The sequence below is a fragment of the Microbacterium sp. ARD31 genome, assembly GCF_031844425.1.
The window spans coordinates 41,452-63,849 of record NZ_JAUZVE010000009.1 but is presented as its reverse complement, the minus strand read 5'-3'; the positions used below and the strand labels follow the sequence as shown (position 1 = coordinate 63,849).

The window sequence follows — 22,398 nt, the reverse complement described above, 5'->3', positions numbered from 1 at the left end:
TCAGCCCCGGTCGATGCGCACGAGGACCCCGCGCTCCTCCTGACGCACCTCGACGACGGCGAGGCGCCCCTCGGCGAACGACGGCTCGGACGCCAGCACGTCCACCTGCGCGGTGGTGCCCACCTGGAGCACGGCCGAGCCCCCGGGAGCCAGGTGCCGGTCGACGACGGCGAGGCAGGCGCGCGCCACGTCGAGGCCGTCCGCGCCGCCGTCGATGGCGGTCAGCGGGTCCTCCGGGAAGCGACCGGTGTCCGCCGCCGGCACCCACGGCGGGTCGGCGATGACGACGGGGAACAGCTCGTCGTCGCGGACGGCGGTCTCGAGCCGGCCCTCCCGGACCTCCACACGGTCGGCGATCCCCGCCGCCACCGCGTTGGCGCGGGCGTAGTCGCACGCCGCGGCGCTCGCGTCGACGCACACCAGCGGGCGTGAGGACACCAGCACGGCGAGCAGGCCGATGTGGCCGGCACCGGAGCACAGCTCGAGAACCGGGCCCGGCGGCGCCGTGGCCATCAGCTCCGCGGCCCAGGCGGACTGGGCGGCGGTCCACTCGCGCGGGCGCAGCACGCGCTCGTCGAAGACGATGGTCAGCGGGCCGAAGGCGAGGTGCTCCGTCATCGCCGCCCCCTGATCCGACGGGTGCGGTGCTCCCACAGCGCGGCCCGGGCGGCGTTGTTGCCCGCGGCGCCGTGCACGCCCCCGCCGGGGTGGGCCGAGGCGGAGGCCAGGAACAGCCCGGGTACGCCGGTCGCGGCGCGACCGCGCATCGCCGGCACCGGGCGGAAGACCAGCTCCTGGTGGAGCTGCGAGGTCCCGCCGTTGATCGCACCTCCCACCAGGTTGGCGTTGCGGGCCTCGAGCTCCTGCGGCCCCATCACCCGGCGCGCGGCGACCAGGTCGCCGAAGCCCGGTGCGCGGGCCTCGATGCGCGCCTGCATGCGGTCCGCGAAGCGCTCGCAGTCGTCGTGGTCCCAGCGGCCGGTGATCCCCTCGCCGGCGTCGTGCCGGGTCATCCCGGGCTGGGGGACGTGGGTGTAGGCCCAGAACGACTCGGTCCCGGCAGGGGAGCGCGTCGCGTCGCTGGTCGTCATCTGCCCGGTGAGCAGGAAGGGCCGGTCGGGGACCACGCCGGACGACACCTTGGCGAGCGTCTCGGTCATCTCCTCCACGGAGTCCGCGACGTGCACCGTGCCCGGCGCCGCCTCGGGGCGTCCGGTCCAGGGGATCGGGCCGGTCAGCGCCCAGTCCACCTTCACCGTGCCCGGGTCGAGCTCGAAGTCGCGCATGCCGCGCACCAGGCGCGCGGGCAGGTCCTCGACCGGGACCAGCCCACCGAACAGCCGCGGGGCCACGACGTCGGCCAGGACCGCGCGGGCGTCGTACGACTCGCCGTCCCGCGTCCGCACCCCCACGGCTCGCCCGTCACGGACGACGACGCGGGTGACCTCCTGGCCCGTGGCGACCTGGCCGCCGAGCGAGGTGAGGCGGGTGACGAGCGCGTCGGTGAGCGCCTGGGCGCCGCCGCGGGGCACGGGGAAGCCGACGGTCTGCGCGAGCATCGTCATCAGCACGCCGAAGACCCCCGACCCCGGGGAGGAGAGCGGGAAGTCGGCGTGCCCGGCGTTGCCGGCGAGCAGCAGGCCGCCGGCGGGACCGCGGAACAGCTCGCGGCCCAGGGAGGCCACCGGTGTCGCCAGGCGCCGGACGGTGTCGAGGCCCCCGCTGCGGGCCAGGGCCGGGAGCAGTCGGGCGCCGGCGCGGACCGGTGGGAACGGTGAGGTGAGTCCGTCGACCAGGGCGTCGCCGATGCGGTCCCAGGTGCGGCACAGGTCGAGCCACGCCTCGCCGTCACCGGCGTGCTGCGCCTCGAGGCCGGCCGCGGTGTCCTCGCGGTCGCGGTGGAGCACGGCCCACTGGCCGTCGCCGAACGGGTTCCCCAGCACCGCTGGGGCGTGCTCCCACGCCAGGCCGTGGTCCTCGAGGCGGAGCGAGGTGATCGCGCGCGAGGCGAGGGCGAGGGGGTAGAACGCGCTGAAGGTGTCGTGCACGAAGTCCGGGTGCAGCTCGCGGTCGCTGCGGACCGCGCCCCCCACGGTGGGCTGGGCCTCGAGCACCAGCACGTCCCAGCCGGCGTCGAGGAGCACGTTGGCCGCGACCAGTCCGTTGGGGCCGGCCCCGACCACGACGGCGTCGAAGCTGCGGCCCGCCGCCGGGCTCACCTCGTCCGACCCTCCACGACGTAGGCGAGGCGCTGCAGCGCCTCGTCGTTGCGGACGTTGAGCTGGACGTCGCGCAACGGCTTGGGCATCAGCAGGCCGGGTCCGGCGGTCGCGTCCTCGTGGATGGTGACCACCGTGGCGTCGCCGCTCTCCTCGAGGGTGAACTCGACGCGCGCCTCACCGGCCGGCCAGCCACGCGCGCGCAGCAGCAGCCGGCGGTTCGGCTCGACCTCCAGCACCTCGGTGAAGTCGTTGATGAGGAGCGGCCAGGTGCCCACGCTGTGGTGCAGGCGGGTGCCGACGGCCGGCCAGCCGTCGTCGACGTCCCGCATCCGCGAGGCCCCCACCACGAACAGCGGGTAGAGCCAGCCGTCCGCGAGCACGGACCAGACCTGCTCGGCGCTCGCCTTGACCGGCCTGCTTCGGGTGCTCATGCGTCGGTCCCTCCCATGCTCGTCCCCGTACACGTCGTCACCGTGGCGTCGTACCCGCTCGGGGGCCCGCCATGCGTCACGCTCCCACGATGCCGGCCGGGGCCGTTCCACTCCAAGGGATGTGTCGCGTTGAACCCGGGTGCGTGGGTTCGCTAACTTTTGCCCCGACTCCAGAACACGGGTCGTAGGCGCGATGTCTGCAAGGATCTCCATTGTCGACCCACGACTCCTCGGCGGTGTTCGCGGCGCTCGCCGCTGAGCTCCAGCTGGAGCCCGACGAGGCGCTGACGTCACGCGCCATCGTCACCCGGATGCGCGAGCTGGTCCCCGAGGCCGACCACGTCAGCCTCACCATCCGGACCTCGCGCGACGGCCACAAGACCCTGGCCAGCAGTGCGGCGGTCGCGGCCGAGGCCGACGCGCTCCAGTACGAGCTGGGCGAGGGTCCGTGCCTGGAGATCGCCGACACCGGCGGCTGGCTGCGCAGCGGGTCGGTCGGGACCGACCCGCGGTGGCCCCAGTGGGGCCCGCGGGCCGACGGGCTCGGTGTGCGGTCCCTGCTGTCGGTGGCCGTGACGGACCGGGAGGAGCCCCTCGGCGCGCTCAACCTCTACAGCGCGGAGCCGAGCAGCTTCGCCGACCGCGACGTGGTCGACCTCGCGCTCGTGTACGCCGTGCACGCCACGACCGCGCTCTCGTCCGCGCGCCGGGCCAGCACCCTGCAGACCGCGGTCAGCTCGCGCCACGTGATCGGGATGGCGCAAGGCATCGCGATGGAGCGCTACGGGATCGACCAGCACCAGAGCTTCGAGCTGCTGCGCCGGCTGTCGTCGACGACCAACGTCAAGCTCCGCGACGTCGCCGCCCAGATCGTCGAGACCCGCACGATCCCCCAGGAGCGGGCGGGGACCGCCGTCGACGACTGACGGTCGCGACCGGGTCGGGCGGCTCAGGCGGGCAGGCTGCCGTGCTCGAGCACGTGCTCGGCGACCCGACCGATCTTGGCGCGCCGGTGGCGGGCCGCGCCGCGCAGCATGTTGAAGGCCATCACGGCGTCGACGGACTCCTTGGCCATGAGGTAGCCGACGCCGCGCTCGATCACCACGCGGTAGTCGAGGGCGTACTGCAGCTGGCGGGCGAGCTCGCCGGCGGTGTGGGCCTGGAGCGCCGCGGCGAGCGTGGTCGCGATGACCTCCGCGTAGCGACCGAGGGCGGCGACCTCGCTCGCGTCCCAGTCGTGCGGGTGCTCCTGGTAGACGTCGAGCGTCCCGACCGGGACGCCGCCCATGCGGACCGGGACGCCGAGCACGGCGCGCACCGGTTGGTCGGCCAGGCGGCTCGCGAGGATCGGCCACCGCTCCGACTCGGCCGTGATGTCGCGGCTGACCACGACCAGGTCCTTGACGAACGCCTCCGTGCAGGGCCCCTCGCCGGTCTCGGCCTCCGTCGTCTCCAGGACGCGGCCCGGACCGTCGCTGGCGGCGACGTAGGCGAGCACGTCCTGCTCGTCGGCGATCAGCAGGCCGGCGCCGCCCACCCCGAACAGGTCGACGCAGGCCGCCACGACCTGCTCCAGGGCGGTGAGCACGCTGCCGTCGTCGGTGCCGGACTGGGTGAGCCGGCGGATGCTCTCGGCGAGTGCGGCGTCGTCGATGTTCACGGTGCCAGATCATTCCCCGTCGTGGGCGTCGGAGGCCAGCGGGACGCGGGGAGGTGGGCGACGAACGCGTCGAGGATCGCCCGCTCGGCCCCGTCGGCGGACCCGTCGTGGGTGGCGACCAGGACCCGGGCGACGGTCCGGACCTTGGTGTTGCTGTCCTGCGAGATGCGCAGGAGGGTGCGCCAGGCCTGCTCGGTGCTGCACTCGTAGCGTGCGGAGAGCAGCCCGATGGCCATGCCGATGGCGCGCTGCGACTGCACGGCCGCCTGCAGCTGCGCGATCTCGTCGCGCAGGGCGGGGTCGGGCGTCTCGGCGGGCTCGGCCGGCCCGCCCGGGGATAGAGGTGTCCCAGACATCGTCACCTTTCCATGACGTCGGTCCGCGGACACAGGGCGGAAGCTCGAACAATGCGAACCTGAGGAGTCTACAAGGGCGCACTGACAACGCGCGGTCGCGCGGGATCGGGGGTATGGTCGAAGGGACTCGAGCCCGGTGGTCGCCCTGCTCTCCGAAGGGAGGCGAACGTGCCCCGCCCGAGCCCGCTCGCCGTCACCTCAGAGACGCTCCGACGCGCGGTGCGTCTCATGGAGGAGCGCGCGCAGGAGGACCTGTCGGTGGGCCAGCTGGCCCGTGCGTGCCGGGTGACGCCCCGGGCGCTCCAGTACGCCTTCCGCCGCCACCTCGGCTGCACCCCGATGGCCTACCTCCGCCGCCTCCGGCTCGACCTCGCCCGCCAGGAGCTGCGCGACGGCGCCGCGTCCACCGTGGGCGACGCGGCGGCCCGGTACGGCTTCTTCAACCCGGGCCGGTTCGCCGCCGGCTACCGGGAGGCGTTCGACGAGAACCCGAGCGACACGCTCGGTCGCTCCGGCTCCTGAGCGCTCCGGGGGTTCGCCCGCCGTTCACCGCACGCTTCGCAAAGCGGCTGTCCCGGTGGTCCAGACCATGCCACAGTCGAGACATCGCCTTGCTGGAGACCACGGCAAGCGTCACCCGTACGTGAAGGGAGCCAGCCGTGGTCCACACCATGACCCGCGATCAGCACCCTGTCCTTCCCGCAGCCCAGTCCTCCGCCCCGTCCTCCGCCCCGTCCTCGGTGGAGGCCGAGCGGCACGCGCCGGTCGAGGTCCTCATCGAGGACAACCTCGCGCTGGCCCGGTCCATGGCCGCGCGCTACCGCAACCGCGGCATCGACCTCGACGACCTCGAGCAGGTCGCCCTGCTGGGCCTGACCAAGGCCGCGCAACGCTTCGACCCCGACGCCGGCCACGACTTCCTGTCGTACGCCGTCCCCACCATCCGCGGGGAGCTGCGCCGGCACTTCCGTGACGCCGGCTGGATGGTCCGCCCGCCCCGGCGGGTGCAGGACCTCCAGGCGCGCATCGCCACTGCACAGCGCGAGCTCGAGGCCGAGCTCGGCCGCTCGCCGCGGCCGAGCGAGGTGGCCCGCCAGCTCGACGAGGGCATCGACGACGTGGTCGAGGCGCTGTCCGCTGACGGCTGCTTCACGCCCACGTCGCTCGACGGCACGGTCGGCGACGGTACGTCGACGCTGGGCGACCTGCTCGGTGCCGACGACCGCGCCATGGAGTCCGCCGAGGCCCGCGTCGTGCTCGACCCCGTCGTCCGGACGCTGTCCGAGCGCGACCGGCGCATCGTGCGGCTGCGCTTCTTCGACGAGTGCACGCAGCAGGAGATCGCCGAGGACATCGGGCTGACCCAGGCGCAGGTGTCCCGGGTGCTGACGCGCATCCTGGCCGACCTCCGCGAGCGGCTCGGCGAGCCCTCGCCCGCCTGAGCCGACGGGCGGACGATCGGGCATGCTGGCCGCATGCGCTTCACCGAGCACGAGCTGACCGTCGCCGTCACGGCCGCCGCCAGGACCGTGGCGGCCGGCAGGGTGCGCCGGCGGGCCAAGGACGACGACGCCTGGGAGGCGATGAGCAAGATCGACCGCTACCACCTGCTGGAGGGGGTCGGCGGCCAGGTGCTGCCGGTCCTGCTCGCGCTGCCCGACGTCGAGGTGCCGGCCGGCACCCGGCCGACGTTCACCGACGAGCAGGTCGCCGCCGCGGTCGAGCAGACGCTCGGCGACAGCGGCGTCGGCCGGCTGCGCCAGAAGGTGGCGGTGGCCGCCCGCGTCACCCTCGTGCGCACGGCGCTCGCGCAGCTGCCTGTGCGCCAGGACCCGGACGCGCTCGTCGTGCCCGACCACCTGTGACGCACCTCTGACGCACCGAACCTGAGGATGGCGCTCAGGTTCGGTGCGTACGGTCGGTCGCGATGACTCACACGATGCGCACCCACCGGACTGTCCGGACCGCCGCCGGCGCCCTCGCGGCCGCCGCGCTCCTCTCCCTCACCGCCTGCAGCGGCGACGACGACGCCCCGGCGTCCGGCTCCTCGTCGTCGGCCGACCCGTCACCGGGCTCCGACGCTGACGCCGGGTCCGAAGGCGGGTCCGACTCGGGGCCGGACCTCTCCGGCATCCCCGACGTGGTCGCCGAGGTCAACGGCGAGGAGGTCACCAAGGACGAGTTCGTCCCGATCTACGAGGCGACCTTCCAGCAGGCCTCGGCGCAGGCACAGATGGGTGGCCAGGCCCCCGACGAGGAGGCGCTGCGCAAGCAGGCCGTCGACGACCTGGTCGACACCGAGCTGCTCGCCCAGGAGGCCGAGTCGCGCGGCATCACGGTCAGCGACGACGCCGTCGACGCGGAGCTGGAGACGCTGGCCGAGCAGAACCAGATGGGCTCGGCCGAGGAGCTGCTCGAGGCGGTCGAGAAGCAGGGCCTGAGCCAGGAGCAGGCACGTGCGCAGGTGGAGACCCAGGTCATGGTCGAGCAGCTCGTCGCCGACGAGGACGGCCCGATCGAGCCGTCCGAGAAGGAGCTCCGCGCGCTCTACGCTCAGGTCAAGGAGCAGCAGGCGCAGTCGGGGCAGCAGGGCCAGTCCGTGCCGCCGTTCGCCCAGGTCCGCGACCAGCTCGAGGAGCAGGCCCGGACCCAGCAGGTCGGCGAGGTCGCCGGCTCGATGCTCGAGGACCTGCGCAAGGACGCCGACATCACGATCAACCTGTGACGCTCGTCCCCCCGGCGTTTGTGCACTTGTTCCTCTCGCGTGACCGGACGAGGCACTAAAGTTCACGGCGTGTGTCAGATCCGTGTCGCCGAGGGCGCGGTCCTCCGGCGACCGGCACAGGCCGGGGCGCGCCCGTGAGGCCGCGGACGCTGGCGTTCCCCTGGGCGATCGGGTTCGCCGTCGCGTACGCCGTCCTCGCCGTCGCCGCCCGCCTGACCGTCGTCGAGGGGCAGACCGTCAGCCTGATCTGGCCCGCCGCCGGCGTCGCGATGCTGTGGCTGCTCGCGGAGTCACCCCGCCACCAGCTGCGCGTGCTGCTGCCGCTGACCGTGATCCACGGCAGCGTCTCGATCCTCACCAACGCCCCCGCGACGATAGTGGCCCTGGGCGCCGTCTCGGTCTCGGTCCAGACCTGGCTCACCGTCGTGCTGCTGCGGCGCTGGTGCCCCACGCTGCTGGGAGCCGGAGGCACGGAGAGCTTCCGCTCGCCCAGGACCCTGGGCAGGACGTGCGCCGCCGTGGCGCTCGGGAGCGTGGCCGGGGCGCTCATCGGTGCCGCAGGCGTGCTGGCGTCCGGCACCGGGTGGAACGCCTGGGTGCCCGAGGCGTGGTTCGCTCGGCACTTCACCGGCATGCTCGTCGTCGGCTGCGTCGGTCACCTGGCGTGGGAGTGGCACACCCAGCACCTGCCGCCGCGCGCGCGCGGCGGCTCCCGGCTGGAGCTGGCGCTGCTGTGGGTGGTCTCGCTGGCGTCCCTGGTCGCGATCTTCCTCCAGCCCCTGCCGCTCGTGTTCCTCGTGGTCTCGCTCTGCGTCTGGTCGGCCGCCCGCTTCCCGACGTACCTCGCCGCCCTGCACGCCCTCTCGCTCGGCATGCTCGGCCTGGTGCTGACCCTGGTCGGGGTCGGTCCGTACGCCGACCTCGGTGACCCCCTCGAGCAGGCCCTCCTCCCGCAGGTGTTCCTCGTCGCGGTCCTGCTGACCGGGCTCGGCGTCGGCACGCTGAGCGACCGGATCGACAAGCTGGTGGCGCGGACCGCGCGAGCCCAGGAGCGCGCCGCCGAGCAGGCCGCGCTCCTCGCCGAGATGACCGAGAGCATGGACGAAGGGCTCATCGTGGTGGGTCCCGACGGCGGCATCGAGCGCAGCAACGGCGCCAGCCGTCGGCTCGCCCACCGGGTGCTGCCCGGCGCTGCGGACGCCGCCGCCCTCGCCGCCCTCGTCGAGCTCATCGTCTCGCCGAGCGTCGAGAACACCGGGGCCGTACGCGCGGAGCTCGGCGTCGGCGACGTCCAGGTGCCCCTCGACTCGGGGGAGGAGATCGTCCTCGCGGTGTCGCGTGCGGTGCTGCCCCCGCGACCGGGCGAGGCGGACCGCCCGTCCGTGCTGCTCGTGCTGCGCGAGGTCACCGAGCACCGCCAGGGGCTGCGTCCCCTGGTCAGCTTCGCGTCCACGGCCGCGCACGACCTCCGTGGCCCCCTGACGGCCATCCGCTCGTGGGTCGGCCTGGCCGCCGAGGACCTCGACGCGGACAGCGACACCCTCCTCGCGCTCCAGCGCGCCGAGCGGGCCTCGGGCCAGATGGCCCAGCTGATCGACGACCTGCTCGCCCACGCGCTCGCCGAGGCGGGCGATCTGGTGCCGGAGGACATCGCGCTGACCGGCGCCGACGGGGTGCTCACCCTCGCCGGTGACCTCCTCGGCCCCGACGACGTCCTCGAGGTGCCGGGCCCCCTGCCGGCCGTGCGTGCCGACCGGCTCGCGGTGCGCCAGCTCTTCGCGAACCTCGTGGACAACGCGGTGAAGTACGCCCGACCGGGCGTGCCCGCGCACATCGAGGTCACCGCGCAGCGCCGGGGATCACGGGTCGTCGTCGAGATCCGGGACAACGGCGTCGGGGTCGACGAGCACGAGCGCACGCTGATCTTCCAGCGCTTCCACCGCAGCGACACCGTCCGCTCCGGCTTCCGCGGCACGGGCATGGGACTGTCGATCTGCCAGACGATCGTGCACCGCCACGGCGGCACGATCGAGTGCCTCGGTGCCGAGCCCGGCCCCGGCGCGGTGTTCCGCTTCGACCTGCCCGCCGCCGAGGGCGACCTGGGCGACGTCCTCCCGCTGCCGGACCCGCAGCGCGCGGCGCGGGCCTCGGCCTAGACCGAGCCCAGGTCTGGGCTCACGTCCGGGCTCAGACGTTCCGCCGGTACTGGCCGCCGACCTCGAAGAAGGCCTCGGTGACCTGCTGGAGCGAGCAGACGCGGGCGGCGTCCATCAGCACGGCGAACACGTTCTCGCCCGAGACGGCGGCGTCCTTGAGCCGGGCCAGGGCCTCCTGCGCCTCGGCGCCGTGCTCGGCCTGGAAGGCACGCACGCGCGCGAGCTGCGACTCCTTCTCGGCCTCGGTGGCGCGGGCGAGCTCGATCTCCTGGGGCTGCGCGTCGGCGGCCGACTCCTTGACGAAGGTGTTGACGCCGATGATCGGCAGCGAGCCGTCGTGCTTGCGGTGCTCGTAGAGCATCGACTCGTCCTGGATCCGGCCGCGCTGGTAGCCGGTCTCCATCGCGCCCAGCACGCCGCCGCGCTCGTTGATGCGGTCGAACTCGGCGAGGACGGCCGCCTCCACCAGGTCGGTCAGGTCGTCGATGACGAAGGACCCCTGGAGCGGGTTCTCGTTCATCGCCAGGCCCCACTCGCGGTTGATGATCAGCTGGATCGCCAGCGCACGGCGGACGGACTCCTCGGTGGGGGTCGTGACCGCCTCGTCGTAGGCGTTGGTGTGGAGGCTGTTGGCGTTGTCGTAGATCGCGATCAGCGCCTGCAGCGTGGTGCGGATGTCGTTGAAGTCCATCTCCTGCGCGTGCAGCGAGCGACCACTCGTCTGGACGTGGTACTTCAGCTTCTGCGAGCGCTCCGAGGCGCCGTACTTCTCCTTCATCGTGATCGCCCAGATGCGGCGCGCGACCCGGCCGAGCACGGAGTACTCGGGGTCCATGCCGTTGGAGAAGAAGAACGACAGGTTGGGCGCGAAGTCGTCGATCTCCATCCCGCGGGCGAGGTAGGCCTCGACGTAGGTGAAGCCGTTGGCGAGGGTGAACGCGAGCTGGCTGATGGGGTTCGCCCCGGCCTCGGCGATGTGGTAGCCCGAGATCGACACCGAGTAGAAGTTGCGCACCTGGTGCTCGATGAACCACTCCTGGATGTCGGCCATCATCCGCAGGCTGAACTCGGTGGAGAACAGGCAGGTGTTCTGGCCCTGGTCCTCCTTGAGGATGTCGGCCTGCACCGTGCCGCGGACGTTCGCGAGGGCGTACGCCGCCAGGGTGGCGCGCTCCTCCTCGCTCGGCTCGCGGCCCTCCCTCGCGCGGAAGGCGTCGACCTGCTGGTCGATGGCGGTGTTGAGGAAGAAGGCCAGCACGGTCGGCGCCGGGCCGTTGATCGTCATCGAGACGCTGGTGGTCGGCGCGACGAGGTCGAAGCCGTCGTAGAGCGCCTTCATGTCGTCGAGGGTCGCCACCGAGACACCGGACGTGCCGACCTTGCCGTAGACGTCGGGGCGCGGGTCGGGGTCGCGGCCGTAGAGCGTCACCGAGTCGAACGCCGTCGAGAGGCGGGTCGCGTCGTTGCCCTCGGAGAGGATCTTGAAGCGCCGGTTGGTGCGCGCCGGGTCGCCCTCGCCGGCGAACATCCGCGCGGGGTCCTCGTTGTCGCGCTTGAACGGGAAGACCCCGGCGGTGAAGGGGAAGTAGCCCGGGAGGTTCTCGTTGCGCCAGAAGCGCACCAGCTCGCCGTGGTCGGTGAAGCGGGGCAGCGAGACGCGCGGGATCTTGTTGCCGCTCAGGGACTCCCGGGTCAGCTTGGTGTGGATCTCCTTGTCGCGGACCACGACGACCTGCTCGTCGCCGGAGTAGGACTCCACGACCGCCGGCCAGCGCGTGATCTGGTCGGCGACGTCGTGGGGGACGTCCTTGCGCGCGGACTCCAGCAGCTCCGTCAGGTCGCTGGTCGAGGTGCGAGCTCCCTCATCGTTGGTTGAGGTGCGAGCTCCCTCGTCGTTGGTTGAGGTGTGAGCTCCCTCGTCGTTGGTTGAGGTGCGAGCGGAGCGAGCCTCGAAACCCTCGAGCTCGGCCGCCACCGCCTCGATGCGCTGGAGCCGGCGGGCCGCCTCGACGAGCCGCTCGGTCTCGGCGTGGTAGCCGCGGACGGTCTCGGTGATCTCGCTGAGGTAGCGCACCCGGTCGGCGGGCACGACCTGGCGGATGCCGGAGGAGTGGCGGACGTCGACGTGGGGCAGGGTGCCGTCGTGGACCTCGAGCCCGGCGTCGGCGAGCGCGCCGCGGAGGTGCTGGTAGAGCGCGGTGACGCCGTCGTCGTTGAAGGTCGCGGCGCTGGTGCCGAAGACCGGCATGTCGTCGGGGCCCTTGCCGAACGCCTCGCGGTTGCGGACCAGCTGGCGGCCGACGTCGCGCAGCGCGTCCTTGGCGCCGCGGCGCTCGAACTTGTTGATGGCGACCGTGTCGGCGAAGTCGAGCATGTCGATCTTCTCCAGCTGCGAGGCGGCGCCGAACTCCGGCGTCATCACGTAGAGCGAGTGGTCGACCAGCGGCACGATGCCGGCGTCGCCCTGGCCGATGCCCGGCGTCTCGACGATCACGAGGTCGTGGCCGGCGGCCTTCATCACCTCGATCACGTCGGCGAGGTGCGCGGGCACCTCGTGCGCGCCGCGGGTGGCCAGCGAGCGGAAGAAGACCCGGTCGCCGTCGAGGGAGTTGGCGCGGATGCGGTCGCCGAGCAGCGCGCCGCCGCCCTTGCGGCGGGTCGGGTCGACGGCGATGACGGCGATGCGCAGCTTGTCCTGCTGGTCGGTGCGGAAGCGGCGCACGATCTCGTCGGTGAGCGAGGACTTGCCCGAGCCGCCGGTGCCGGTGATGCCCAGCACGGGCACGACGCGGCGCGCGGCCGCCGTACGGATCTCCTCGAGCACCGACGCGTCGAGGCGGCCCTCCTCGGCTCCGGTGATCGCGCGGGCGACGGCGAACCGGTCACCGGTCAGCACCTGCTCGACCGTGACGGACCTGTCGGCCCAGAGGTCGATGTCGCAGGCCTCCACGACGGAGTTGATCATCCCGACGAGGCCCATCTTCTGGCCGTCCTCGGGGGAGAAGATGGTGACCCCGGACTCGCGCAGACGGGCGATCTCGGACGGCACGATCACACCGCCGCCACCGCCGACGACCCGCACGTGGCCCGCGCCGGCCGCGCGCAGCGACTCCACGAGGTATTCGAAGTACTCGACGTGCCCGCCCTGGTAGGACGACACCGCGACGCCCTGGACGTCCTCCTCCAGCGCGGCGTCGACGACCTCCTGCACGGACCGGTTGTGGCCGAGGTGGATCACCTCGCAGCCCTGGCTCATGAAGATCCGCCGCATGATGTTGATCGAGGCGTCGTGGCCGTCGAACAGGCTCGAGGCGGTGACGAGGCGGATCGGGTGCTGCGGGACGTGGAGGTCGGCCATGTCGCGATAGTAGGACATCCAACTAAGTACCCGCGAGTAGCCGTACTTAGGGCGTGCGTGTGTTGCCGCTAGGTGTTCTCGACTGCTTCGGGCAGCTCGGCATCGAGACGCCGAGAGCGCCATATCGAATTGACCACGGCTCCGAGCAGAACCATCTCTGAGTGCAAGAAGGTAGACGACTTCAGGCGGTTGCAGACCAGGCAGCAAATGACGACATTGCCCTCGACGTATGGAGCTGACGAGTCCAATCGATCTAGCCCAAGACGAAGTCCCGGCTTACCGCTGGGAGTTGGGCTTGCAGCGACACATAGGCGGGCTCTGAGATACCGCAGTAGAAGCAATGTCGGTCACTCATGCGACCGAAGAGGTCGAGCACTTGGGCACGTGTCATCTGCAGGGGTGCTCCGCGTCCACGAGTGTTGGAAAGGGTGGCGTCGAAGAGCTCGCACCCCTTGCACTTCGTTCGACCAGGCGCTGCGTATTCATCCTGACCAAGTGATTGGCGGCACGCCGCGCAGGTCCTCTCACTCATGCACACAAGCGTAGGGATTGCGCAGACCCTTCTTGGTGCTTGCGTCAGAGGGCGTCGCCGAGCCCCGTCCGCAGCGCGGTGAGCCGGTCGGTGAGGGCTCGTACGTCGTCCTCCGGGAGGCCGGGCTCCTCGAAGACGTCCCGGTTGAGCGCCGACGTGGCCTCCTCGACGGCCTCGCGCCCCGCCTCGGTCAGCACGGCGAGGACGACCCGCCGGTCCTCGTCGCCGCGCTGGCGCTCGACGTACCCCTGGGCGACCAGCCGGTCGACCGCGCTGGTCACGCTCGTCGGGTGCACCTGCAGCAGCGACCCGAGGCGCGACATCGGCATCGCCGCCTCGCGCGCGAAGGACAACAGCCGCAGCACCTCGTAGCGGGCGAAGGTCAGCCCGCGAGGTCGCAGCACGGCGTCGATCCGCTCCATCAGCAGCTGCTGGGCTCGCACCACCGACGTCACCATCGCCATGCCGTCGGCGGCGTCGGCCCAGCCGTGGGCGACCCACTGCCGGTGGGCCTCGCCGATGGGGTCGCGGGTCATGGCTGGAGGTTAGCCAGTCAGCGCCGCCAGCTCGGCGTGCGCCTCGACCATCGCCGGGCCGTACCACGTCAGCAGCCGCCCCGACACCAGCCGGGTCGGGGTGGTGAACGCCTCCGGGCCGTCGTCGGCGGTGAAGACGTAGGGCTCGTCCGGCAGCAGCACGACGTCCGCGCCGGCGCGGTCGACCTCGTCCGGGGTGACGCCGGGGTAGCGCCCGTCGCGGTCGGCGAGCACGTTGGCCAGCCCGGCCCGGGCGAGCAGGTCGTCGGTGTAGGTCCCCGAGCCGACCACCATCCAGGGGTCGCGCCAGATCGGCACGGCGACGGCGAGCCGCGGGGCGACCGGCTCCGACCACAGCGCGCGGGCCGACGCCAGCCAGGGCGGGTCGTCGAGGTCGAGGGCGACGGCGAACAGGCGCGACATCGAGGCGAGCGCCTGCTCGACGGTCTCGATCCGGGTGACCCACACCACGACGCCGGCGTCGCGGAGGCGGCGCACGTCGAGCTCGCGATTCTCCTCCATGTTGGCCACGACGAGGTCCGGCGCGAGCGCGCGGACCGCGGCCAGGTCGGGGTTCTTGGTGCCGCGCACCCGGGTCACGTCGAGGTCGGCCGGGTGGGTGCACCAGTCGGTGGCCCCGACGAGGAGGTCCGGTGCCGTCGCCGCGATCGCCTCGGTCAGCGACGGCACGAGCGACACCACCCGCCGGGCCGCTCCCCGCAGGGGCACCTCGGCTCCCAGGTCGTCGTCCGCCATGCCAGTGACCCTAGGGGTTTGGTGGACGGCCGGGGCGTCGTGGTGGAGTTGGCCCCATGAGCGCACACGCCGGTCCCGTGGGCCTGCCGATCGACGGCAGGGAGCGGGCGACGCGCGCGGGCTGGAGCTTCCCGGCCCGCAACCCCTCGACCGGGGAGAAGCTCTGGGACCTCCCCGACGCCGGCCCCGAGGACGCGCAGGACGCCGTCGAGGCGGCCTGGCGCGCCGTCCACGCCACCGGCTGGAGCACCGACGGGCCGATGCGGCTCAAGGCGCTGCTCGGCTTCCAGGAGGCGCTGCTCGCCGAGTCCGACCGGCTGGTCGAGCTGCTGGCCACCGAGACCGGCGTCCCGGTCGCGCTGCGTTCCGTGCACGTCGACGAGCCGGTGGCCGCGCTGCACAGCGGCCCGGGCCGAGCGGACCCGAAGGTCACCACCGTCATCACGCCGGCCACCTCGCCGCTCGCGGCAGCGCTCGCCGAGGTGCGCCGCGCGGTCGTCGCCGGGGGCGCAGTCGTGCTCAAGCCGGCTCCCGAGGCGGCGCGCGCCGCCATCGAGGTCGGCCGCATCGCGCTGGACTTCCTGCCCCGCGGGGTGCTCAACGTGGTGGTCACCCGCGACGTCGACGTGGCCATCGGGCTCACCGTCGACCGCCGTGTCGACGAGGTGGCCTTCACCGGCTCCGAGGTCGTCGCCGAGCGCGTCCGCGACGCGGCCACCCGGGCACGCAAGCAGGTCCGCACCGACACCGGCCACCCCGTCAGCATCCGCGCGAAGGACGACGCGGACCTCGAGGCGGTCGTGGCCCGGGCGGCGGTGGCCGTCGCCACCAACGCCGGCCAGGCGTGCCGTATCCCGACCAGCGTCGTCGTGCCCGCGCTCCGCTACATGGACGCCCGCACGGCGGCGATCCGGGCGATGGACTCCGTCGTGGTGGGCGACCCGCTCGACCCCGCGACGCTCTGCGGGCCGCTGCGCTCGCCCGTGGCCCGCGACCGGGTGCTGCGCTACGTCGCGCTGGCGGAGTCGGAGGGCGCCGACGTCGCCCGCGGTGGCCGGGCGCTGGACCGTCCCGGCTGGTGGGTCCCGCCGACCGTCATCGGCGGCGTGGCCCGCGACTCCCGGCTGGTCACCGAGGAGCTGCTCGGGCCGGTGCTCATGGTCGTGACGGAGTCCCGGACCTCGCCATCGGCACGTGCATGACTCCGTCGTCGTCGAACTCGGGTCCGTTGACCTCGAAGCCGTAGCCGCGGTAGAGCCCGGTCATCCCGGTCTGGGCGTCGAGGTGGACGTCGCGGTCGCCGCACTCCTCGAGGGCGCGCTCCATCAGGCGGTGGGCCAGACCGCGGCCCCGGGCGTCCGGCGCGACGACGACCCGGCCGATGCGCGCCCGGTCCCCGTCGTCGAGGACGCGCAGGCAGCCGACGAGCCGGTCGTCCTCGAGCAGCAGCACGTGGCGGGTCGCGGCCTCGAGGTCGCGGCCGTCGAGGTCGGGGTAGGCGCAGTGCTGCTCGACGACGAACACCTGCTGGCGCAGCCGCCACACGTCGTACGCCAGCCGCGTCGGCAGCTCGTCGAACCGGACGCACCGCACCTGCAGGCTCATCGCAGGAACTCCACGACCTGGGCGAACGCGCGCCGGGCCTCGGGTGCGAAGGGCAGCAGCCCGTAGACGTGGATCAGGTCCGGCTCCTCGATCGCCGTCAGGTCCCAGCCGGCCTCGCCGGCGCGCTGCCTGAGCAGCCGGCAGCCCGGGAAGAGCAGGTCGCGCGTGCCGTAGAGCACCAGCGCCCGCGGCAGGCCGGCCAGCTCGCCGAGGGCGGGGGAGACCTCAGGCCGCCCCAGGTCCTGCGACGTGCCGGCCCACCACCCGGCGTACGCCTGCAGCTTGCCGATGAACAGCCACGGGTCGATCGCATCGACGTCGTGCGTCTCGGGGGTCGAGGTGGTGAGGTCGACCCACGGCGCGTGCATCACGAGGTGGCTGGCCGGGGTGAGCCCGCGGTCGCGGACGGACTGGGCCACTGCCAGTGCCAGGCCGCCGCCGGCGGAGTCGCCGGCGAGGACGACCCCGCCCTCGCGCCCCGCCCAGCGGGCGACGTCGTCGACGAGCGCGTCGTGGGAGTCGCGCCAGGTGTGCTCGGGCGCGAGCGGGTAGTCCGGCATGACGACCCGCGCCCCGATCGCGTCGGCGAGCCGGGTGGCGTACCGGACGTGGAAGGCGTCGATGGGCGCCATGAACGCCCCGCCGTGGACGTAGTACAGGGTCCGCACCGGCCGTCGCGTGCGTGGTGTCAGGACGTGGCACGGGAAGCCGATGTCGGTGACCGTGGCGTCCCACCGCTTCGCGAAGCCGGGCGTGACGCGGGTCGGGAGCGCGCGGTCGAGGGTGCGGTGCCAGGCCTCGACCCGGGCTCGCTCCGCGGGCTCGCTGTCGAGCTCGCGGGACCTGCGGATCTTCGGGACGAGGGTGGCCAGCAGGTCGTGGCGGCGGCTCGGCATGCCCCCGACCCTAGAGGTGCTCGAGCGGACACTTGGCCGCTCGACGCGCGCCATGCCCTACGTCGGGCGGCCACAGAGGTGTCCTAGTACGCTGGCGCCAGAAGACAGGGGAGCACGTGCAGGCGTGCTGAGAGTGCGGACCAGCCGCAGACCCTCCGAACCTGATCCGGTTAGCACCGGCGATAGGGAGTCACCATGCACCAACGTGTCCGCGCTGCACTCACCACCGCGGCCGCCGCCGTCACGCTCGCGGGGTGCAGCCTCGCCGGAGGCGGCTCGGACGAGTCCGCGAGCGAGACCACCGCGAGCCCCAGCGGCTCCACCGGAGGCGCCGGCGGGACGGTCGTCCTGGCCACGCACGAGTCCTTCCACCTGCCGAAGCGGCTGGTCAGGGCGTTCGAGGACGAGAGCGGTTACACCCTCGAGGTGCGCGCCGCCGGTGACGCCGGCACCCTCGCCACCAAGCTCAGCCTGACCGCCGACAACCCGATCGCCGACGCCGCCTTCGGCGTCGACAACACCTTCGCCTCGCGACCGCTGGGGGAGGGCGCCTTCGCCGAGGTCTCGCCGACGACGCAGCCGCCCGTCGAGTACGCCCTGCCCGACGGCTCCGACCGGCTCGTCCCGGTCGACTCGGCGAGCGTGTGCGTGAACGTCGACACCGCCTGGTTCGACCGGGAGGGGCTCGAGCCGCCCCGGACGCTCGAGGACCTCGCCGACCCGGCGTACCAGGACCTGTTCGTCACCCCCGGCGCCTCGACGAGCAGCCCCGGGATGGCGTTCTTCCTCGCGACCGTCGCTGCCTTCGGCGACGATTGGCAGTCCTACTGGACCGACCTGCTCGACAACGGCACCAAGGTCGTCGACGGCTGGGAGGACGCCTACTACGGCGACTTCACCGCCGGCTCCGACAACGGCACGCGTCCGATCGTGGTGTCCTACGACTCCTCGCCCGCCTTCACGGTCTCCGGGGGGCGGAGCACGACGGCGGCGCTGCTCGACACCTGCTTCCGCCAGGTCGAGTACGCCGGCGTGCTCGAGGGTGCCGACAACCCGGAAGGTGCGGCCGCCCTGGTCGACTGGCTGCTCAGCGACGAGGTGCAGAGCGCGCTGCCGGAGTCGATGTACGTCTTCCCGGTCATGCCCGGCGCGACGATCCCCGAGGACTGGGCCGCCTTCGCCGAGCAGCCCGAGGACCCCTACGAGGTCGACCCCGCCGAGATCGCGGCCAACCGCGAGCAGTGGCTGACGGAGTGGACGGACGTCATCTCGCGATGAGAGGTCTCGAGGCTCGCTCCGCTCGCACCTCGACCACCGGGGCGCTCGGTGGTTGAGGTGCGAGGAGCGCCAGCGACGAGCCTCGAAACCCCACTCCCATGAGGCGGGTCGCCGGCCTCCTTCTCCTGGCCGCCGGCCCGGTGCTGGTGCTGGGCGTGCTGTTCGTGCTGCCGGTGACCGGGATGGTCTCCGAGGGCTTCGTGGTCGACGGCCGCTTCGCGCCGGGCGAGGTCCTCGAGGTGCTGACCCGGCCGCGGGTGCACCGGGTCGCCTGGTTCACCGTGTGGTCCTCGGCGGTCGCGACGCTCGTCGCCGTCGTGCTGGGCCTGCCGGCGGCGTACGCCCTGCACCGGCTCGCGCTGCCCGGTCGCGCGGCGGTGCGGGCGGCGCTGCTCGTGCCGTTCGTCCTGCCGACCGTCGTGGTGGGCGTGGCGTTCCGCCAGCTCCTGGGGGAGGGCGGGCCGCTCGGCTTCCTCGGCCTCGACGGCACGCCGGTCGCGATCGTGTGCGGCCTGGTCTTCTTCAACGTCGCCGTCGTGATCCGGACGGTCGGCGTCGCGTGGGAGTCGCTGGACCCGCGGCCGGGGCAGGCGGCGGCCGCCCTGGGCGCCACGCCGTGGCAGGTGCTGCGGACGGTGACCCTGCCGGCGCTGCGCCCTGCGATCGTCGGTGCGGCCAGCGTCGTGTTCCTCTTCTGCGCGACCGCGTTCGGCATCGTGCTGACCCTGGGCGGGGTGCGCCACGCGACAGTCGAGACCGAGATCTACCTGCTGACCACGACGGTCTTCGACCTGCAGGCGGCCGCCGCCCTGTCGGTCCTGCAGATCGTCGTGGTCGTCGGCCTGCTGGCCCTCGCGGCGCGGCTGCGCGCCGTCCCCGACCCCACCGCGCCCCGCACCGTCACCCCGCCCCGGGCCGTGCGCCCGGGGGACCTGCCGGTCGTCGCCGCGACCGTCGCGGTGCTGGCGGCGGTGCTGCTGCCGATCCTCACCCTGGTGGTGGGCTCGCTGAGCGTGGGCGACGGCTGGGGCCTGGCCAACTACCGTGCCCTGACCACGGCCGGCGACGACCGGGCGCTGGTGGTGCCGGTGACGAGCGCGCTGGTCACGAGCCTGCGCACGGCCGTCGACGCGACGTGGATGGCGCTGCTGCTCGGAGTCACCGTCGCCACCATCGTCACCCGGCGCTCGCACTCCGTCGTCGAGCGGCGGGTGCGCTCGACCCTCGACGGGTTCTTCATGCTCCCGCTCGGCGTGAGCGCGGTGACGCTCGGCTTCGGCTTCCTCATCACCCTCGACCGGCCGCCGCTCGACCTGCGCGACTCGCCACTGCTCGTGCCGATGGCGCAGGCGCTCGTCGCGCTCCCCCTGGTGGTGCGCACGCTGACGCCGGTCCTCGGCGGCATCGACGACCGTCAGCGGCAGGCGGCGGCGTCGCTCGGCGCCTCGCCGCTGCGCACCCTGCTGACCGTCGACCTGCCGGCGGCCTGGAAGCCGGTGCTCGCGGCGAGCGGGTTCGCCTTCGCCGCCTCGCTGGGGGAGTTCGGCGCGACCTCGTTCCTCGCGCGCGACGAGAGCCCGACCCTGCCGGTCGTCATCTTCCGGCTGATCGGCCACCCGGGCGAGATGAACTACGGCATGGCACTGGCCGCCTCCGTCGTCCTCGCCGTCGCGACCGCTGTTGTGATGCTGGCCGTCGAGCGCCTCCGGGTGCCGGGTGTGGGAGCGTTCTGACGGTGCTCTCCCTGACGGACGTCTCCGTGCGCTACGGCGACGCGCTCGCGGTCGACGACGTGTCGCTGGAGCTCGCCTCGGGCCAGGTGCTCGCCGTGCTCGGCCCCTCGGGGTGCGGGAAGTCGACCCTGCTGCGCGCGGTCGCCGGGCTGGAGCCGCTGGCGGCCGGGACGGTCTCGTGGGACGGCGCCGACCTGTCCGGCACACCGACCCACAAGCGGGGCTTCGCCCTGATGTTCCAGGACGGCCAGCTCTTCGCCCACCTCAGCGTCGCGCGCAACGTGGCGTACGCCCTGCGCCTGCGGCGACTGCCCTCCGCGCAGGTCGCCAGCCGGGTGGGGGAGCTGCTCGACCTCGTCGGCCTGTCCGGGTACGGCGACCGGTTGCCGGGGACGCTGTCGGGCGGCGAGCGGCAGCGCGTCGCCCTCGCCCGCGCGCTGGCCGTCGAGCCCCGGCTGATCCTGCTCGACGAGCCGCTGTCCGCCCTCGACGCGACGCTGCGCGAGCGACTGGCGAGCGACCTCCGGTCGATCCTGCACGCGGCGGGCACGACGGCGCTGCTGGTCACCCACGACCACGAGGAGGCGTTCGCGCTGGCCGACCGGCTCGCGGTGATGCGCGAGGGGCGCGTCGTGCAGGAGGGCGCAATCGACGAGGTGTGGCGCGAGCCCGTCGACGAGGCGACCGCGCTCTTCCTCGGCTACGCCCGCGTGGTGCGCGGCCCGGCGGCGGCGCGGGTGGCGGCCGCAGCGGGCCTGGAGCCGGCGTACGCCGTCGCACTGCGCCGTTCCGCACTGGTCGTGGACCCCGCCGGTGCGCTGGATGCCCGGGTCGAGTCGTCCCGGGTGACGCCGGAGCAGGTGCGCCTCGGGGTCACGGTCGAGGGCGTCGGGTCGCTGGACGCCGTGGCGCCGCTCGGCAGCCGGGTCGCCCCGGGCGACGCGGTGGCGCTCCGGGTCGATGTGACACGTCTCGCGGTCCTGCCGATCTCAGTCGCCCCTTGACCCGTCCCTACACTGACCTGCGTGTATCGACCGGCCTACGCCCTCCTCATCGGGGTCGCCGCTGTCATGGGCGCACTCGCCGTGGCAGCCGCGATCAGCCTCGACCGTCCCCTGGTCGACCCCGAGGGCTTCCTCGGCCCGTCGTGGCTGAGGCTGCCGCTGCTGGTCTTCGGCGCGTTCCTGCTCGACGTCCTGCCGCGCACGCTGTGGGCCTCGCGGATGAAGCCCGCGCTGATGCCGGAGCTCGTGCGCGAGCGGATCCGCACCCACTGGGACCGCGACCGCATCGTGCTCGTGGTCCTGGGCCTGGTCTGCTTCTACATCACCTACGTCTGCTACCGGAACCTCAAGTCCTTCCTGCCCTTCATCATGGGCGAGGACAAGTACGACCGTGAGCTGCACCTGATCGACCGGGCGCTGATGTTCGGCCACGAACCGGCGACGATCCTGCACACGGTCTTCGGCACCGGGTTCATGGCCCACTTCCTGTCGACGATCTACCTCTGGTTCCTGCCGCTCGTGCCGCTGGCCCTCGCGGCCTGGCTCGTGTGGTCGCGCAACATCACCTTCGGCTACTGGTTCGCCACCTCGCAGTGCCTGGCCTGGTCGCTCGGCACGGCGTCGTACTACGCACTGCCGACCCTCGGTCCCGGCTTCCAGTACTCCTACCTCTACACCGATCTCCCGGACACCGGGTCGAAGGCGCTGATGCGCGCCTTGTACTACGGCCGCAAGGGGGTCATCCGCGACGGCGCGGAGGGTGCCGTGCAGTCGGTCGCGGGGTTCGCGTCGCTGCACGTCGCGATCACCCTGCTGGTCGCGCTGATGGTGCAGTACACGCTGCGCAACAAGATCATCCAGATCGTCTTCTGGGCGAACTTCGCGATCACCGTGGTCGCCACCCTCTACTTCGGCTGGCACTACATCGCCGACGACCTCGCCGGCGTGGTCATCGCCCTCTTCTCCTTCTGGCTCGGCGGACTCGCCAGTGGGCAGAAGTTCGACAGACACGGGCTCGCGTCCCATCCCACCTCCACCACCGCCCAGGTGCCCGTCGACGCCGACTGACGGCGTCCCGCCGACCGGGCACTTCGTTCCCCTCCGGGGCGGTGACCGGGCACTTCGTTCTGGACGGGGCGAGTGCGATCGG

The 22,398-nt window shown here is 73.0% G+C and carries 21 protein-coding genes and 1 riboswitch; of the genes, 11 read left to right on the top strand and 10 right to left on the bottom strand.

The window, feature by feature from the left end:
• From Q9S36_RS21720 to Q9S36_RS21710, 3 genes are read right to left on the bottom strand one after another with little or no spacing between them, the layout of a single operon-like run.
• On the bottom strand, positions 1–618 hold the full coding sequence (locus Q9S36_RS21720) for a class I SAM-dependent methyltransferase (RefSeq protein ID WP_311286935.1): 618 nt from the start codon (positions 616–618) through the stop codon (positions 1–3).
• Complete coding sequence (locus tag Q9S36_RS21715) at positions 615–2,219, bottom strand: NAD(P)/FAD-dependent oxidoreductase (RefSeq protein WP_311286934.1); 1,605 nt, start codon at positions 2,217–2,219, stop codon at positions 615–617. The genes Q9S36_RS21720 and Q9S36_RS21715 overlap by 4 nt, the downstream gene beginning before the upstream one ends.
• Positions 2,216–2,653 carry an SRPBCC family protein gene (locus tag Q9S36_RS21710; RefSeq protein ID WP_311286933.1) on the bottom strand — a complete coding sequence of 146 codons (438 nt, stop codon included), beginning with the start codon at positions 2,651–2,653 and terminating at the stop codon, positions 2,216–2,218. Before Q9S36_RS21710 ends, Q9S36_RS21715 begins: the two co-directional genes overlap by 4 nt.
• A 212-nt stretch (positions 2,654–2,865) precedes the next feature.
• On the opposite strand from Q9S36_RS21710, the gene Q9S36_RS21705 reads away from it, so the two are divergent.
• On the top strand, positions 2,866–3,579 hold the full coding sequence (locus tag Q9S36_RS21705) for a GAF and ANTAR domain-containing protein (RefSeq protein ID WP_311286932.1): 714 nt from the start codon (positions 2,866–2,868) through the stop codon (positions 3,577–3,579).
• A 23-nt stretch (positions 3,580–3,602) separates the two neighbouring features.
• Here Q9S36_RS21705 and Q9S36_RS21700 read toward each other — a convergent pair whose 3' ends face one another.
• Both Q9S36_RS21700 and Q9S36_RS21695 read right to left on the bottom strand, forming a co-directional pair.
• Positions 3,603–4,313: a GAF and ANTAR domain-containing protein gene (locus Q9S36_RS21700; RefSeq protein ID WP_311286931.1), complete on the bottom strand. Its 711-nt coding sequence runs from the start codon at positions 4,311–4,313 to the stop codon at positions 3,603–3,605.
• Positions 4,310–4,669: an ANTAR domain-containing protein gene (locus tag Q9S36_RS21695; RefSeq protein WP_311286930.1), complete on the bottom strand. Its 360-nt coding sequence runs from the start codon at positions 4,667–4,669 to the stop codon at positions 4,310–4,312. Before Q9S36_RS21695 ends, Q9S36_RS21700 begins: the two co-directional genes overlap by 4 nt.
• A 168-nt stretch (positions 4,670–4,837) precedes the next feature.
• Between Q9S36_RS21695 and Q9S36_RS21690 the strand changes: the two genes are divergently transcribed.
• The 5 genes from Q9S36_RS21690 to Q9S36_RS21670 all read left to right on the top strand — a co-directional run bounded on the left by Q9S36_RS21690 (position 4,838) and on the right by Q9S36_RS21670 (position 9,550).
• The gene (locus Q9S36_RS21690) at positions 4,838–5,191 is read left to right on the top strand and encodes a helix-turn-helix transcriptional regulator (RefSeq protein WP_311286929.1); all 354 of its coding nucleotides are present in this window, start codon (positions 4,838–4,840) and stop codon (positions 5,189–5,191) included.
• A gap of 137 nt (positions 5,192–5,328) precedes the next feature.
• Positions 5,329–6,111, top strand: a complete 783-nt coding sequence (locus tag Q9S36_RS21685; protein ID WP_311286928.1) for a sigma-70 family RNA polymerase sigma factor — start codon at positions 5,329–5,331, stop codon at positions 6,109–6,111.
• A gap of 33 nt (positions 6,112–6,144) precedes the next feature.
• Entirely contained in the window at positions 6,145–6,534 is a 390-nt protein-coding gene (locus Q9S36_RS21680; protein ID WP_311286927.1) for a hypothetical protein, read from the top strand.
• Between the two features lie 62 nt (positions 6,535–6,596).
• Complete coding sequence (locus Q9S36_RS21675; protein ID WP_311286926.1) at positions 6,597–7,394, top strand: SurA N-terminal domain-containing protein; 798 nt, start codon at positions 6,597–6,599, stop codon at positions 7,392–7,394.
• Positions 7,395–7,528: 134 nt separating this feature from the next.
• Positions 7,529–9,550, top strand: coding sequence for an ATP-binding protein (locus tag Q9S36_RS21670; RefSeq protein ID WP_311286925.1), 2,022 nt, complete (start codon positions 7,529–7,531; stop codon positions 9,548–9,550).
• Between the two features lie 31 nt (positions 9,551–9,581).
• Here the strand turns inward: Q9S36_RS21670 and Q9S36_RS21665 are convergent, their stop codons facing one another.
• From Q9S36_RS21665 to Q9S36_RS21655, 3 genes are all read right to left on the bottom strand, one after another.
• The gene (locus Q9S36_RS21665) at positions 9,582–12,908 is read right to left on the bottom strand and encodes a methylmalonyl-CoA mutase family protein (RefSeq protein ID WP_311286924.1); all 3,327 of its coding nucleotides are present in this window, start codon (positions 12,906–12,908) and stop codon (positions 9,582–9,584) included.
• Between the two features lie 576 nt (positions 12,909–13,484).
• Positions 13,485–13,976, bottom strand: coding sequence for a MarR family transcriptional regulator (locus Q9S36_RS21660; protein WP_311286923.1), 492 nt, complete (start codon positions 13,974–13,976; stop codon positions 13,485–13,487).
• A 9-nt stretch (positions 13,977–13,985) separates the two neighbouring features.
• The gene (locus Q9S36_RS21655; protein ID WP_311286922.1) at positions 13,986–14,732 is read right to left on the bottom strand and encodes a helical backbone metal receptor; all 747 of its coding nucleotides are present in this window, start codon (positions 14,730–14,732) and stop codon (positions 13,986–13,988) included.
• A gap of 56 nt (positions 14,733–14,788) precedes the next feature.
• On the opposite strand from Q9S36_RS21655, the gene Q9S36_RS21650 reads away from it, so the two are divergent.
• Positions 14,789–15,934, top strand: coding sequence for an aldehyde dehydrogenase family protein (locus Q9S36_RS21650; RefSeq protein WP_311286921.1), 1,146 nt, complete (start codon positions 14,789–14,791; stop codon positions 15,932–15,934).
• Here Q9S36_RS21650 and Q9S36_RS21645 read toward each other — a convergent pair.
• Entirely contained in the window at positions 15,888–16,337 is a 450-nt protein-coding gene (locus Q9S36_RS21645) for a GNAT family N-acetyltransferase (protein WP_311286920.1), read from the bottom strand. The genes Q9S36_RS21650 and Q9S36_RS21645 overlap by 47 nt on opposite strands.
• Complete coding sequence (locus Q9S36_RS21640) at positions 16,334–17,233, bottom strand: alpha/beta hydrolase (protein WP_311286919.1); 900 nt, start codon at positions 17,231–17,233, stop codon at positions 16,334–16,336. Before Q9S36_RS21640 ends, Q9S36_RS21645 begins: the two co-directional genes overlap by 4 nt.
• Before the next feature lie 96 nt (positions 17,234–17,329).
• A riboswitch (TPP riboswitch) is annotated at positions 17,330–17,439 on the top strand.
• Here Q9S36_RS21640 and Q9S36_RS21635 point away from each other — a divergent pair.
• The 4 genes from Q9S36_RS21635 to Q9S36_RS21620 all read left to right on the top strand — a co-directional run bounded on the left by Q9S36_RS21635 (position 17,429) and on the right by Q9S36_RS21620 (position 22,316).
• Complete coding sequence (locus Q9S36_RS21635; RefSeq protein WP_311286918.1) at positions 17,429–18,511, top strand: thiamine ABC transporter substrate-binding protein; 1,083 nt, start codon at positions 17,429–17,431, stop codon at positions 18,509–18,511. (Overlaps the previous riboswitch by 11 nt.)
• Positions 18,512–18,609: 98 nt before the next feature.
• The gene (locus Q9S36_RS21630) at positions 18,610–20,244 is read left to right on the top strand and encodes an iron ABC transporter permease (RefSeq protein WP_311286917.1); all 1,635 of its coding nucleotides are present in this window, start codon (positions 18,610–18,612) and stop codon (positions 20,242–20,244) included.
• 2 nt (positions 20,245–20,246) lie between these two features.
• Positions 20,247–21,248: an ABC transporter ATP-binding protein gene (locus Q9S36_RS21625; RefSeq protein ID WP_311286916.1), complete on the top strand. Its 1,002-nt coding sequence runs from the start codon at positions 20,247–20,249 to the stop codon at positions 21,246–21,248.
• A gap of 21 nt (positions 21,249–21,269) precedes the next feature.
• Positions 21,270–22,316, top strand: coding sequence for a phosphatase PAP2 family protein (locus Q9S36_RS21620; RefSeq protein WP_311286915.1), 1,047 nt, complete (start codon positions 21,270–21,272; stop codon positions 22,314–22,316).
• Positions 22,317–22,398 lie beyond the last annotated feature (82 nt).